A 13468-nucleotide genomic window follows, 5' to 3' on the forward strand; every position below is an offset into this window, starting at 1 on the left:
CAATGAATTACGTATCTACGCGCGGCGCGGGCGCCGGCGAGCATCATTCGTTTTCGGACATCCTGCTGGGCGGTCTTGCCCGTGACGGCGGCCTGTATCTGCCGGCGCAGTATCCGCGCATCGCGCAGGAAGAGCTCGCGCGCTGGCGCGGCCTCTCGTACGCGGACCTCGCGTTCGAGATCCTCTCGAAGTTCGCCGGCGATATTCCCGCCGCCGACCTGCGCGACATCACGCGCCGCACCTACACGGCCGCGACCTACTGCAACGTGCGCCATGGCGAGGACGCGAGCAGGATCACGCCGCTCACCACGCTCGGCGAGGAAAACGGTGCGCAGCTCTCGCTGCTCGAACTCTCGAACGGCCCGACGCTCGCGTTCAAGGACATGGCGATGCAACTGCTCGGCAACCTGTTCGAGTACGCGCTCGCGAAGGCGGGGCAGCAGTTGAACATTCTCGGCGCGACCTCGGGCGACACCGGCAGCGCCGCCGAATACGCGATGCGCGGCAAGAAGGGCGTGCGCGTGTTCATGCTCTCGCCGCACAAGAAGATGAGCGCGTTCCAGACCGCGCAGATGTTCAGCCTGCAGGACCCGAACATCTTCAATCTCGCAGTGGAAGGCGTATTCGACGACTGCCAGGACATCGTCAAGGCCGTCTCGAACGATCACGCGTTCAAGGCGCAGCACAAGATCGGCACGGTCAACTCGATCAACTGGGCGCGTGTGGTGGCGCAGGTGGTCTATTACTTCGCGGGCTACTTCGCGGCGACGAAGAGCAACGACGAGCGCGTTTCGTTCACGGTGCCCTCGGGCAACTTCGGCAACGTCTGCGCGGGCCACATCGCGCGCATGATGGGCCTGCCGATCGACAGGCTCGTCGTCGCGACCAACGAGAACGACGTGCTCGACGAGTTCTTCCGCACCGGCATCTACCGCGTGCGCGGCTCGGCCGAAACGTGGCACACCAGCAGCCCGAGCATGGACATCTCGAAGGCCTCGAACTTCGAGCGCTTCGTCTACGACCTGCTCGGCCGCGATCCGGCGCGCGTCACGCAACTGTTCCGCGACGTGGAGGAGAAGGGCGGTTTCGATCTCGCGGCGAGCGGCGACTTCGTGCGCGTGCAGCAGTTCGGCTTCGTGTCGGGCCGCAGCAGCCATGAAGACCGCATTGCCACGATCCGCGACGTCTACTCGCGCTACGGCACGATGATCGACACCCATACCGCCGACGGCGTGAAGGTCGCGCGCGAGCATCTGCAGCCGGGCGTGCCGATGGTGGTGCTGGAGACGGCCCAGCCGATCAAGTTCGGCGAGACGATCCGGGAAGCGCTCGACCGCGAGGCCGAGCGTCCGGCGGCGTTCGCGGGGCTGGAGTCGCTGCCGCAGCGCTTCGAGGTCGTGCCCGCCGAGGCGCAGCGCGTGAAGGACTATATCGCGGCGCATACGGCCGATTGAGGGCTGGCTGGGGGCTAACCGTGCAGCCCACGCGGTCCCACCCCGCTCTGCCCGAATCTGCGGCATACGGAGGACGCGGCGCAACGCCGCGGCTCTCGCCGCTACAATATCGGGAGACCAACCGTTGCCGGCGGCCTGCGGGCCACCGGCCAAGCCGACAGCCGCTCCGATGTCCACTTCCCCCCCTTCAGCACCGGCGCCGCGCGCGCCGATGCTTTCCACGGCCGACGCCCTCGCAACGCTGCTCGGCGCCGCCCGTCCCGTGACCGGCGTGCCGCAGGAAGCCCAGGCGGGCATCGAAACCGTCCCGACGCTCGACGCGCTCAACCGCGTGCTGGCCGCCGACGTGGTTTCGCCGCTCGACGTTCCGCCCATGCACACGAGCGCCATGGACGGCTACGCGGTGCGCGTGGCCGATCTCGTGCAGGGGAGCCGCCGCCTGCCGGTATCGCAGCGCATTCCCGCGGGCCATGCGCCGCAGCCGCTCGCGGCGGGCTCGGCCGCGCGTATCTTCACGGGTGCGACGGTGCCGCCCGGCGCGGACGCGGTGGTCATGCAGGAGCAGACGGAGCTTGGCGAGGGCGACGTGACGTTCCTCCACACGCCCAAGGCCGGCGAATGGATCACGGCGCAGGGCGCGGACATCCGCAAGGACGCGGTGATCCTGCCCGCGGGCACGCGGCTCACGCCGCAGGCGCTCGGCCTCGCGGCATCGGTGGGGTGCGCGACGCTGGCGGTCGTGCGCCGCGTGAAGGTGGCGGTGTTCTTCACTGGCGACGAGCTGACGATGCCGGGCGAGCCGCTGCGCCCCGGGGCGATCTACAACTCGAACCGCTTTACGCTGAACGGCCTGCTGCGCAACCTGGGCTGCGAGGTGACGGACTACGGCATCGTGCCCGACCGGCTCGACGCGACGCGTGCGACGCTGCGCGAGGCCGCGGCCGGCCACGATCTGATTCTCACGTGCGGCGGCGTGTCGGTGGGCGAGGAAGATCACGTCAAGCCGGCGGTGGAAGCCGAAGGGCGGCTCGCCATGTGGCAGATCGCCATGAAGCCGGGCAAGCCGCTCGCGTTCGGCGCGGTGCGGCGTGGCGCTCAGGAGGCAGGCGCAGCGGAGAGCGAAGCGTTCTTCATTGGCTTGCCGGGCAATCCGGTATCGAGCTTCGTCACGTTTTTGCTGTTCGTGCGGCCGTTCCTGCTGCGCCTCGCCGGCACGACGCACGTGAGCCCGCGCGCGCTTTCGCTGCGCGCCGACTTCACCCAGGCCAAAAGCGACCGCCGCAACGAATTCCTGCGCGCACGCGTGAACGCGGCGGGCGGGCTGGAACTCTTTTCGAACCAGAGCTCGGCCGTGCTCACCTCCACGGTCTGGGGCGACGGCCTGATCGACAATCCGCCGAATCACGCGATCAGCGCGGGCGAGACGGTACGCTTCATTCCTTTCACAGAATTGCTGTATTGAGCCGGACTTCATGAAGATTCAGTTGAGATTTTTTGCGAGTGTGCGCGAAGCACTGGGCGTGGCCGAGGAGACAGTGAGCGTGCCCGACGGCATCGCCACCGTTGGCGACGTGCGCGGCTGGCTGCGCGCGCGCGGCGGCGTCTGGACCGAAACGCTGGCGGAAGGCCGCGCGCTGCGCATGGCCTGCAATCACGTCATGACGGAGCCCGGCACGCGCATCACCGAAGGCTGCGAAGTGGCCTTTTTCCCGCCCGTGACGGGCGGCTGAGGCAGCCGAGGAGAGCGATCGTGCTCGTGCGCGTGCAAACTGAAGATTTCGACCTGACGACGGAAGTCGCGCAACTGCGCGCGCGCAATCCGGCGATCGGCGCCGTGGCGTGCTTCGTCGGCACGGTGCGCGACCTCAACGACGGCAGCACCGTCGCGACGATGGAGCTGGAGCACTATCCGGGCATGACCGAGAAGGCGCTGGAGGGCATCGCTGTCGAGGCGCAACGGCGCTGGCCCGGCATCGAAGTGCTGATCGTGCACCGGGTGGGCAAGCTCGCGCCGCTCGACCAGATCGTGCTGGTGGCGACGACCGCCATGCATCGCGGCGACGCGTTCGCGTCCTGCGAATTCGTGATGGACTATCTCAAGAGCGAAGCGCCGTTCTGGAAGAAGGAAGAGACCGAACACGGCGCGCGCTGGGTCGATGCCCGCGCGACAGACGATGCGGCGCTGGCGCGCTGGGGGATCGCTTCGGGTAACGCCCCCGGCCCCAAAAACCAGGATTAGCCGCCGCGGCGGGCGATTGTTCTCATCATTCAGGAATTATCGCCCGCGAAAAGCTTGAGATCGCCATTATTCCTTGTTTGTCGGAATTATCGTATCCCAGCGTCGGTTTATCCTATAATTCGCGTATTGCCGGAATTATCGATGAATCAAGGCCGCTCGGCCTTTTATTCCTGGAATCCGCGAATTATGCCTCGCACCCTGCCGCGCCCTGTCGACGATCCCGATCCGCTTGCCGAGAACATGGCCGCGCTCGGCCGGCTCGTGCGTAACCGGCGCGCGCAAAGCGAAATGCGCATCGACGATGCCGCCCAGATGCTGGGCGTGTCGAAGGATGTGCTCTCGCGGCTGGAGAACGGGCGTCCGGTGGGGCTCGACAAGGTGTTCGCGGTACTCGACGGCCTCGGCTTGAACCTGCTGGTGTTTCCCCGCCGCGATGCCGCGCTCGTGCGCAAGAAGTTCGGTCCGGGCGCCAAAGCGGTCCAGACGCCGGCGGGCCTTGCGGAGCCGCGCTGATGGCTTCCCATACCCTGCTGGTCAAGGCCGGTGCGGCGGCCGTCGGCACGCTCGCGTTCGACTCGGGGGAGGGGCGCTACGACTTCGCCTACGACGCCGGCTGGCTGCGCCGCGACGACGCCTTTCCTCTGTCGCCGCACATCCCGCTTTCGGGCGAGCCGCCGCCGGCTGGCGCCGTCCAGCGGTTTCTCCAGAACCTGCTGCCCGAGGGCCATGCGCTCGACGTGGCGTCGATCGTCAACCAGATCTCGAAGGACAACATCTTCGGACTCGTGCGCATCCTCGGCAAGGAGCCGGTGGGGGCGCTCAGCTTCACGGTTCCGGGCGACGCCGCAGCCACTGCCGCGGCGCCGGAGTTGCAGGAAATGCCGGTGCGGCGGCCCATCGGCGGCGACGAGCTGAGCCAGCGCATCCGCGAGCGCGACCAGATGCCGTTTCCGGTCTGGGACGGCAAGGTGCGTCTTTCGGTCGCGGGCTATCAGGACAAGCTGCAGGTGCTGGTGGAGGGAGGGCGGATCGCTCTCGCGGACGGCTCGCTCAGTTCCACCCACATTCTGAAGCCCGAATCGCGCCACGCCGGCACGCCGTTCATGGTGGCCAACGAGCACTTCTGCATGACGCTTGCGGCACGTCTCGGCCTGCGGACGGCGCCCGTCGAGATTCGCCGGATTCCGGAGCCGATCCTGCTCATCGAGCGCTTCGACCGCGAAGTGACGCGCGACCCGGGCGACGGCGAAACGGCGCTGGCGGTGCGCCGGCGCCATGCAATCGACGGCTGCCAGGCGCTCGATCTGCCCGTATCGTTCAAATACGAGCGTAATTTCGGCAATTCGGCCGACGTGCGCACGATCCGCGAAGGCGTGAGCTTCCAGAAGCTCTTTTCCCTCGCGCCGTATTTCGACAATCCGCTGGCCGCGCGGACGTTTCTCGTCCGTTGGGCAGTGCTGCAACTGCTGATCGGCAATAGCGACGCGCATGGCAAGAACCTCTCGTTCTTCATGCGGGCCTCGAATCTCGAACCGGCGCCGCTCTACGACCTCGTTTCCGTGAACGTCTATGGCGAGCACATCGAGCAGGAACTGGCGATGGCCTATGGCGACGCCTTCCTGCTCGCGGACATCACGCCGTTCTCGCTGGCGGATTTCGCGCTGCGTACCGGCACGCAGCCGCGCTTTCTCGAACGCGAGATGACGCGCATGGCCCGGCAGGCCGTGCCGCTCGCGCGCGAGCTGGCGCAGTCCAAAGTCTACGTGGGGGGCGAGCGCGGCATGGTGGACTCGATCGCGGGATTCGTCGCCGCCCAGGCGGAGCGATTGCTGAAGATCGCGCCTGATATTCCGAGGGTCGATCGGGCGTTGCTTTGATGGGCAAGAAGCGTGCGAGGGCCAGGTGAGAACCAGGCGAGAAGCGGATTCCTCGTGGGTTCCACAAACGCAACTAACAGCCAATTCAACCTGAAATCAACCAGCGCGCCGCTCAGCGGCGCGCCCGTGCTTCGTTTCAATCCATCGTGCGCCCGATGATCTTCGCCGGAAAAGGCTCACCAGCCGGGCGATCCGGCAGGTCGTGCCCGTGCCCCCCGGACGCCGGGTGGCGGCGGGGCGCGACGCGCTCCAGCAGCGCCTGCTGCTCGGCCGGGATGGTGTAATCCCAGCCGAAGCGGCTCAGTTGCAGGCTTTGGGCGATCCGCAGCGCAGGTTCCATGAACTCGACGGCGGCGGCCGGCCGATAGCGCGACTCGACAGTATCGAGAAACAGATAGAGCCAGCGGCTGAAATGGCGCGGCTCGATGCCGGGCAACGGCTGATGCACTTGCTGGACATTGCCCCGGTAGGTTTTCGCGCCCAGCACGAGGCTCGTCCAGAAGCGGCACATCTTCGGCAGATGATCGTCCCAGCGGCCCGCCAGCACGCCATCGAAAACGGGGCCCAGCAGGGCGTCCTCGCGAACGCGATCATAGAACGCGTAGACGAGTTCGCGGATCGTGTCTTCGGTGGGTTCGGCGTGCCGCGTGTCGGCGGCGCTCGCATCGGTCGGGGTCATCGTGCTGTTGCCTGGCGAATCGGAAAAGCGGGGAAGCGGGGGAAGCGGGGGAAGCGGGGGAAGCGGTCCTGCTTGCGTGCATGTGCCATGATACCGAAGCGCGCTAAAACGTGCATGATTGATGCATGTTATGGTGTGGTTTTCCGACGTTCGCCTTTCCCGACGCTCATGAAGCTGACCGACTACACCGACTATTCGCTGCGCGTGATGCTCTATCTCGCGCTGCGCCGCGACAGTCTTGCAACCATCCAGGAGATTTCCGAGGCGTACGGCATCTCGAAAAACCACCTGATGAAGGTTGTCCAGCGCCTCGGCGAACTGCGCTGGGTGGAGACGATCCGTGGGCGCAACGGCGGCCTGCGGCTGGCGGAGGCCTCGCTTGGGCTTTCCGTGGGCGACGTGGTGCGGCAGACCGAGAACGATTTTGCGCTGGTCGGCTGCTTTCCCGACGAGCACGGCGAGCGCCGCGCCTGCGTCATCGAACCCCACTGCCGTCTCAAGCATGCGCTGGCGGCCGCGCGCGAGGCGTTTCTCGCCGAACTCGACCGCCATACCTTGGGCGAGCTGGCGCAGCCGCAGACCGAACTGGCGGGCCTGCTGGGCCTCGCGCCAATCACCTTCGTGTCGCCTGCGAGGGCAAAAACGCCGGCATCGCGCGTGCGGCCGGGCGACCCTTGAGCCGCGCTCCGGGCCCGATGCAGAAAATCGGAAAAAATGACGTAAACAGCGCTTGAAACCAGCGTAATGCCCCTCAAATTTGGTGACAGTTAAAAATCTGGAGGTCTCGTTTAAATGAGAATCGACAAGCTCACCACCAAATTCCAGGAAGCCATTTCCGACGCGCAGAGCCTCGCCGTCGGTCACGACAACCAGTACATCGAACCCGTCCACCTGCTGGCCGCGCTGGTCGCGCAGCAGGATGGCTCCGCGCGTTCGCTGATGTCGCGTGCGGGCGTGCAGGTCCAGGCTCTGCAGAATGCGCTCAACGACGCCATCAACCGTCTGCCGCAGGTGCAGGGCACCGACGGCAACGTGCAGATCGGCCGCGAACTCGCGGGCCTGCTCAATCAGGCCGACAAGGAAGCGCAGAAGCTCAACGACAGCTATATCGCGAGCGAAATGTTCCTGCTCGCCGTTGCCGAGGACAAGGGCGAGGCGGGCCAGATCGCCCGCAAGCACGGTCTCTCGCGCAAGGCGCTCGAAGCGGCGATCGTCGCCGTGCGCGGCGGCGCGCAGGTGCATAGCCAGGACGCCGAAAGCCAGCGCGAGGCGCTCAAGAAGTACACCGTCGATCTGACCGAGCGGGCGCGCGCCGGCAAGCTCGATCCCGTGATCGGCCGCGACGACGAAATCCGCCGCTCGATCCAGATCCTGCAGCGCCGCACCAAGAACAATCCGGTGCTGATCGGCGAGCCGGGCGTGGGCAAGACGGCGATCGTCGAAGGGCTCGCGCAGCGCATCGTCAACGGCGAAGTACCGGAGACGCTCAAGGGCAAGCGCGTGCTGTCGCTCGACATGGCGGCGCTGCTGGCCGGCGCCAAGTATCGCGGCGAGTTCGAAGAACGCCTGAAGTCCGTGCTCAACGACATCGCCAAGGACGAAGGCCAGACCATCGTCTTCATCGACGAGATCCACACGATGGTCGGCGCCGGCAAGGCCGAAGGCGCGATGGATGCGGGCAACATGCTCAAGCCGGCGCTCTCGCGCGGCGAGCTGCACTGCATTGGCGCGACCACGCTCGACGAATACCGCAAGTACATCGAAAAGGATGCCGCGCTCGAGCGCCGCTTCCAGAAGGTGCTCGTGGACGAACCGTCGGTCGAGGCGACCATCGCGATCCTGCGCGGGCTGCAGGAGAAGTACGAACTGCACCATGGCGTGGAAATCACCGACCCGGCGATCGTCGCGGCCGCGGAACTTTCGCACCGCTACATCACCGACCGGTTCCTGCCCGACAAGGCCATCGACCTGATCGACGAAGCGGCTTCGAAGATCAAGATGGAAATCGATTCGAAGCCCGAAGAGATGGACAAGCTCGACCGCCGTCTCATCCAGTTGAAGATCGAACGCGAAGCCGTCAAGAAGGAAAAGGACGAAGCGTCGCAGAAGCGCCTGCAGTTGATCGAAGAGGAAATCGACCGCCTGAGCCTCGAATATAAGGACCTCGAAGAGATCTGGACGGCGGAGAAGGCCGCGGTGCAGGGCAGCGCGCAGATCAAGGAAGAGATCGACCGCGTGCGCGCCGAAATCACGAAGCTCCAGCGCGAAGGCAAGCTCGAAAAGGTGGCCGAGCTGCAGTACGGCAAGCTGCCGCAACTCGAATCGCAACTGAAGCAGGTCGCCCAGGCCGAGGCCGACGAGCAGAGCAACCCGACGCGTCATCGTCTCCTGCGCACCCAGGTGGGCGCGGAGGAGATTGCCGAGGTCGTGTCGCGCTCGACCGGCATTCCCGTGTCGCGCATGATGCAGGGCGAGCGCGAGAAGCTGCTGCTGATCGAAGACAAGCTGCACGAGCGCGTGGTGGGCCAGGACGAGGCGATCAACGCCGTGGCCGATGCGATCCGCCGTTCGCGCGCCGGTCTCGCGGACCCGAACAAGCCCTATGGCTCGTTCCTGTTCCTCGGGCCGACCGGCGTGGGCAAGACCGAGCTCTGCAAGGCGCTCGCGGGCTTCCTGTTCGATTCGGAGGAGCATCTCATCCGCATCGACATGAGCGAGTTCATGGAGAAGCACAGCGTGGCGCGGCTCATTGGCGCGCCGCCGGGATACGTGGGCTACGAGGAGGGCGGCTACCTCACGGAAGCCGTGCGCCGCAAGCCGTATAGCGTGATCCTGCTCGACGAAGTCGAGAAGGCGCACCCGGACGTGTTCAACGTGCTGCTGCAGGTGCTCGACGACGGCCGCATGACCGACGGCCAGGGCCGCACGGTGGACTTCAAGAACACGGTGATCGTGATGACGTCGAACCTCGGCTCGCATCTGATCCAGGCGATGGTGGGCGAGCCGCAGGAAGCGGTGAAGGACGCGGTATGGAACGAAGTGAAGCAGCAGTTCCGCCCCGAGTTCCTGAACCGGATCGACGAGGTCGTGGTGTTCCACGCGCTCGGCCGCGAGAACATCGAGTCGATCGCGAGGATCCAGTTGCAGCGCCTGCGCGAGCGTCTGGAGAAGCTCGACATGGAACTCGTGGTGTCGGACGAGGCGCTGGAGCGCATCGCCAAGGTGGGCTACGACCCGCTCTTCGGTGCGCGGCCGCTCAAGCGCGCGATCCAGCAGGAGATCGAAAATCCGGTCGCCAAGCTGATCCTCGCGGGCAAGTTCGGGCCGAAGGACGTGATCCCGGTGGACGTTCAGGACGGCAAGTTCGTGTTCGAGCGCGTCGTGCACTGAGCACGGGCGCCAGCAACGCAAAGGGCAACGGAGCGATCCGTTGCCCTTTTTTCATGCTCGCGGGCCAGGTTCTGCCCGCATCAAGCGCCGTTCAGCGTTCAGCCCTGCTTGTTGCCGCCGAAGAGCGAAGCGAGGCCGCCCAGCGTGCCCAGCACGCTTGCGGAGTTGATCTGGCCGCCGGCCGGCACTTCGCCGTTCGGCGTGCCGGCGTTGACCACGTGCGGCAGCACCTGGGCGAGCATGCTGCTCACCTGGTCGGGCTGCAGGCCGACCTTCTGCGCGAGACCCGAGACCGCGTCCGAGCCCAGCACGCTTTGCAACTGGTCGCCCGAAATGGCCTGGTTCTCGCCGTTGCCGACCCAGGACTGCACCACGTCGCCAAGGCCGCCTTGCTGGAACTTCTGGACCAGCCCGTTCAGGCCGCCGGGCTGGTTGTTGACGAATTCCATCGCCGCAGCGATGACTTGCTGCTGGCCGCCGCCTTCTTGCGACGATCCGCCGAGCAGGGATCCAAGGGTGTCTAGCAGGCTCATATCGATCTCTCTGGTGGTTGGCCGGCACGGGGGTGCGCGGCCGGAAAATACATGCGGATCAGGCGCCCGATGCGGCCGATGCCGCCTGGCCCTTCTTCGACTTCTTGCTCTTCTTCGCCTTGGTGTCGGAGGCCGCCGCCGGCGCGGAGGCCGCAGAACCGGCTGCGGCCGCGCTGGCTGCCGCAGCGGCCTTGTCCTTCTTGCTCTTGCGCTTCGATTTCGTCGCCGTGGCGTCCGACGCCGCGTTGGCGCCCGTCGTCGTTGCGTTAGCCGCGTTGGTGGTATTGGCCGTCGTAGCCGGTGCCGTCGTGGCGGCGGCGGTGGCCGCTGCCGTCTTGCTGCTCTTCGATGCGGACGCCTTGCCGTTGCCGGCCGGCGGCGCCGACGAGCCGTTGACGGTCAGGCCCGCGGCTTCGAGGTTCTGCACCGACTTCGGGCCGATGCCCTTGACGCGGCTCGCAAGGTCGTCGGCGTCCTTGAATGGGCCGTTCTTCGTGCGTTCGTCGATGATCGCCCTGGCGTGAACCGGGCCGATGCCCTTCACGGACTCGAGCGCGGTTTCGTCGGCGGTGTTCACTTCGACGGCGGCGGCCATCAGCGCAGACAGGGACAAGCCGAGCGCAACGAACAGCATCAGCAGCTTTTTCAGCATGGCAATCACTCCATTGAGGGCAAATCCAGTTAGCCGGGAACGGACGACGCATCCAGTCGTTAGTGCTGCGCTACAAGGATAGGACAGTTGGCGTATCCGTGGACGGGAAGCGGTCGATTTATACCGATCGATTGGTGGCAAGTAAATCGTGCCGCACAATCTTTAATACTTTTGTGGTGGGACCGTGCGACGGATGGGGGCGTGTGCAACGAATGCGTGCGCTTTTGCGGTGCAGGCGCCAGGCCGGTTGCCGTGCCTCGGCGCGCAGCCTCAGGCCGATTTATGCGCGGTGGGGCGGGACGATTCCGAGCTTTGCGATGCGCCGGTACAGCGTGGCGCGCGAGATGCCGAGCGCTTGCGCGGCGGCGTTGGGGCGCCAGTGATGGGCGCGCAGCGCGGCGACGATGCGCTCGCGTTCGCCGGGTGGGTCGCTGGCTTCTGGCGCGGCGGCGCCATCGGCGCCGTGCGCGGCGCGAGGCAACTGCGCGGCGAGATCGCCCGGAAGATGGCGCGCCTCGACGCGAACGGTGTCGCAAACCGCGCACGCGTAGCGCAGCGCATTGCGCAACTGGCGCAGGTTGCCGGGCCAGGGCCCGGCGGCGAGCCGCACGGCAAGCGCGCCGTCGAGCACGAGCGGGCGCCCGGCGGCCTGGGCCTCCTCGGCGAAAACCGTATCGATCAGGGTGCCGATATCGCGCCGTTCCCGCAGCGGCGGCAGCGTGAGCACCGCGCCGCAGAGCCGGTAGTAGAGGTCCTCGCGGAATTCGCCTTGCGCGGCCATGCCCGCGAGATCGCGATGCGTCGCGCAGATCACTTCGAGATCGACGCGCACCGGCGCCTCGCCGCCGAGCGGCACGACCTCGCCTTCGGCCAGCACGCGCAAGAGGCGCGTCTGGAGGGCGAGCGGCATGTCGCCGATCTCGTCGAGAAAGAGCGTGCCGCCATCGGCCATGGCGATCTTGCCGCGCGCGCCGTGGCGGCGCGCGCCCGTGAAGGCGCCCGGCGCATAACCGAACAGCTCGCTCTCGATCAGCGATTCGGGCAGCGCACCGCAGTTCACCGCGACGAAGGCGCGATGGCGGCGCGGCCCCGCGTCGTGGACCGCGCGCGCAAACACTTCCTTGCCGGCCCCGGTCTCGCCGAGCAGCAGGATGGGCAGCCGTTTGCCCGCAACGCGCTGCGCAATGCGGGCGTTCTCCGCCACGCGGGGATCGGCGCTGCGCAGAAAGGGGCCGAGCGCACTGCTGTCGTGCCGCGTCGGCGCACGCTCTTCGCGCAGCGGCACGGCGCCGTGCACGGCGGTGGCCGCCGTCGCGTGGCTGCGTCCGAGCGGCGCGCGGATGCGCGCATAGAGCATCGCGCCGTTTGCGCGCATCCGCAGCGCGGCGATTGCTTCGAGGCGGCCGACATCGCGCAGCTGCACGTGCGACGAATCGAAAATTTCGTCGATGTGGCGCGGCGCGTCGAGTCCCGCGATGCATTCGCGCGCGCGCCGGTTCGCGGCGACCACGTTGCCGTTCTCGTCGAAGGCGATCAGCAGTTCCGGCTGGGCCTCGACATAGTTGCGGCTTTGATGGCCGAACAGGATCCAGCACGAGGACGTGCGGTGCAGAAAGTAGCCGTCCTCGATGAGCGTCGCGCTCTGGCGCACGAGCTGATTGACGATGCACTGGCTGTCGCGGTTGTCGGGCGAGTGCACGGCCGAGGCGTCGAGCACGCCGATCAGTTCGCCGCCCGGCGAGAAGATCGGCGCCGCGCTGCAGGTGAGGGTCGTGAACGCGGCGCGAAAGTGATCGGTCTTGTGGACCGTGATGGGGGCGAGATCGGTCAGCACGCTCGCGATCCCGCAGGTGCCTTCCTCGCTTTCGGACCAGCACGAGCCGATGTAGAGCCCCGCGTGCTTGAAGTCGTTGCGGCGCTCGCGGTCGATGCGGTAGTCGATGGTGACGCCGTGGGCATCGGTCAGCATCACGCAGTAGTCGGCGTCGCGCACGGTTTCGTGCAGGCGCGTGAGGCATTGCCCCGAGGCGCGCAGAAAGGCTTCCTCGCGGTCGCGGATCTCGCGCAGTTCGCCCGCGCTCAGCACGCGCGGCCCGATCACCGAGCCGGGGTCGAGCTGGTAGCGCTCGAACGAGCGTTGCCACGAAGAGACGAGGCGTGCCGAATCGGCCGGCGCGGGCAGGCGGCCTTCTACGGCGCCGCGCACGCGTTCGGCGTGCCGGCTGGGCCCAATGGCGTAGGGCATGGCGGTTCCGGACTCTGGCGTCGGGCATGCAGCGCATGCGGAGGAGCTTTTTGTAGCACATCCGCGCCGGGCAATCACACCGCATTGCAGCATGCGAGACGCCTGAGACGTTCGTCTCACACCGTCGCACGCCGCTCGGACGGCGGCTGCGACGAGCGCCTGGCCTTGCGGCACAGGCGCGTGCAGCGGGGCAGCGCCGCGCGCTATCGGATCCTGTCTCGCCTCGCTGGCCGGCGCGGGCGGATCTGAGACGCCACCGGGCCTGCCGCTCGCGGGCGTCTGGCGAGGAGGGCAACGCTTTGAGGCCCGCCCCGGGCGGCTTCGCGGACGATGCCCGCCAATCGCGCGCAATTGGCACAACGCTTGCAGAGTCGGTCTCCAGAGGCGGCACGCGTACGC

General features: G+C 67.0%; 12 protein-coding genes. 8 read left to right on the top strand and 4 right to left on the bottom strand.

Going from position 1 to position 13468, the window contains the following annotated elements; translation table 11 throughout:
• Positions 1-2 precede the first annotated feature (2 nt).
• The 6 genes from thrC to BFE01S_RS06335 all read left to right on the top strand — a co-directional run bounded on the left by thrC (position 3) and on the right by BFE01S_RS06335 (position 5570).
• Positions 3-1454: a threonine synthase gene (gene thrC, locus BFE01S_RS06310; protein WP_028224746.1), complete on the top strand. Its 1452-nt coding sequence runs from the start codon at positions 3-5 to the stop codon at positions 1452-1454.
• 211 nt (positions 1455-1665) lie between these two features.
• A complete protein-coding gene (locus BFE01S_RS06315) occupies positions 1666-2916 on the top strand; it encodes a molybdopterin molybdotransferase MoeA (protein WP_028224747.1) in 1251 nt (416 codons plus the stop codon).
• A 10-nt stretch (positions 2917-2926) separates the two neighbouring features.
• Positions 2927-3184, top strand: a complete 258-nt coding sequence (gene moaD / locus BFE01S_RS06320; protein WP_028224748.1) for a molybdopterin converting factor subunit 1 — start codon at positions 2927-2929, stop codon at positions 3182-3184.
• Positions 3185-3204: 20 nt separating this feature from the next.
• The gene (locus BFE01S_RS06325; RefSeq protein WP_028224749.1) at positions 3205-3693 is read left to right on the top strand and encodes a molybdenum cofactor biosynthesis protein MoaE; all 489 of its coding nucleotides are present in this window, start codon (positions 3205-3207) and stop codon (positions 3691-3693) included.
• A gap of 186 nt (positions 3694-3879) precedes the next feature.
• Positions 3880-4206, top strand: a complete 327-nt coding sequence (locus BFE01S_RS37660) for a helix-turn-helix domain-containing protein (RefSeq protein WP_042337292.1) — start codon at positions 3880-3882, stop codon at positions 4204-4206.
• A complete protein-coding gene (locus BFE01S_RS06335; protein ID WP_042337284.1) occupies positions 4206-5570 on the top strand; it encodes a HipA domain-containing protein in 1365 nt (454 codons plus the stop codon). The genes BFE01S_RS37660 and BFE01S_RS06335 overlap by 1 nt, the downstream gene beginning before the upstream one ends.
• Positions 5571-5706: 136 nt before the next feature.
• Here the strand turns inward: BFE01S_RS06335 and BFE01S_RS06340 are convergent, their stop codons facing one another.
• Positions 5707-6249 (bottom strand): group III truncated hemoglobin, encoded by a 543-nt coding sequence (locus tag BFE01S_RS06340; RefSeq protein WP_028224751.1) that lies wholly within the window; start codon positions 6247-6249, stop codon positions 5707-5709.
• Between the two features lie 168 nt (positions 6250-6417).
• Between BFE01S_RS06340 and BFE01S_RS06345 the strand changes: the two genes are divergently transcribed.
• A complete protein-coding gene (locus BFE01S_RS06345) occupies positions 6418-6927 on the top strand; it encodes an Rrf2 family transcriptional regulator (protein WP_028224752.1) in 510 nt (169 codons plus the stop codon).
• Between the two features lie 114 nt (positions 6928-7041).
• Positions 7042-9639 (top strand): ATP-dependent chaperone ClpB, encoded by a 2598-nt coding sequence (gene clpB / locus BFE01S_RS06350; protein ID WP_028224753.1) that lies wholly within the window; start codon positions 7042-7044, stop codon positions 9637-9639.
• Between the two features lie 98 nt (positions 9640-9737).
• Here clpB and BFE01S_RS06355 read toward each other — a convergent pair whose 3' ends face one another.
• The 3 genes from BFE01S_RS06355 to BFE01S_RS06365 all read right to left on the bottom strand — a co-directional run bounded on the left by BFE01S_RS06355 (position 9738) and on the right by BFE01S_RS06365 (position 13069).
• Positions 9738-10172, bottom strand: coding sequence for a YidB family protein (locus BFE01S_RS06355; protein ID WP_028224754.1), 435 nt, complete (start codon positions 10170-10172; stop codon positions 9738-9740).
• Between the two features lie 58 nt (positions 10173-10230).
• Positions 10231-10824, bottom strand: coding sequence for a ComEA family DNA-binding protein (locus BFE01S_RS06360; RefSeq protein WP_028224755.1), 594 nt, complete (start codon positions 10822-10824; stop codon positions 10231-10233).
• 280 nt (positions 10825-11104) lie between these two features.
• Positions 11105-13069 carry a sigma-54-dependent Fis family transcriptional regulator gene (locus BFE01S_RS06365; protein WP_028224756.1) on the bottom strand — a complete coding sequence of 655 codons (1965 nt, stop codon included), beginning with the start codon at positions 13067-13069 and terminating at the stop codon, positions 11105-11107.
• Between the last annotated feature and the right edge of the window lie 399 nt (positions 13070-13468).

The organism is Paraburkholderia ferrariae NBRC 106233, assembly GCF_000685035.1.
In the GTDB taxonomy this organism is placed as follows: domain Bacteria; phylum Pseudomonadota; class Gammaproteobacteria; order Burkholderiales; family Burkholderiaceae; genus Paraburkholderia; species Paraburkholderia ferrariae.

Coding starts and splice junctions, on each gene's coding strand:
- BFE01S_RS06335 (WP_042337284.1), top strand. CDS start 4,206: ATGGCTTCCCATACCCTGCTGGTCAAGGCCGGTGCGGCGGCCGTCGGC.
- BFE01S_RS06360 (WP_028224755.1), bottom strand. CDS start 10,824: ATGCTGAAAAAGCTGCTGATGCTGTTCGTTGCGCTCGGCTTGTCCCTG.
- BFE01S_RS06345 (WP_028224752.1), top strand. CDS start 6,418: ATGAAGCTGACCGACTACACCGACTATTCGCTGCGCGTGATGCTCTAT.
- BFE01S_RS06340 (WP_028224751.1), bottom strand. CDS start 6,249: ATGACCCCGACCGATGCGAGCGCCGCCGACACGCGGCACGCCGAACCC.
- thrC (WP_028224746.1), top strand. CDS start 3: ATGAATTACGTATCTACGCGCGGCGCGGGCGCCGGCGAGCATCATTCG.
- BFE01S_RS06315 (WP_028224747.1), top strand. CDS start 1,666: ATGCTTTCCACGGCCGACGCCCTCGCAACGCTGCTCGGCGCCGCCCGT.
- clpB (WP_028224753.1), top strand. CDS start 7,042: ATGAGAATCGACAAGCTCACCACCAAATTCCAGGAAGCCATTTCCGAC.
- BFE01S_RS06365 (WP_028224756.1), bottom strand. CDS start 13,069: ATGCCCTACGCCATTGGGCCCAGCCGGCACGCCGAACGCGTGCGCGGC.
- moaD (WP_028224748.1), top strand. CDS start 2,927: ATGAAGATTCAGTTGAGATTTTTTGCGAGTGTGCGCGAAGCACTGGGC.
- BFE01S_RS06355 (WP_028224754.1), bottom strand. CDS start 10,172: ATGAGCCTGCTAGACACCCTTGGATCCCTGCTCGGCGGATCGTCGCAA.
- BFE01S_RS37660 (WP_042337292.1), top strand. CDS start 3,880: ATGCCTCGCACCCTGCCGCGCCCTGTCGACGATCCCGATCCGCTTGCC.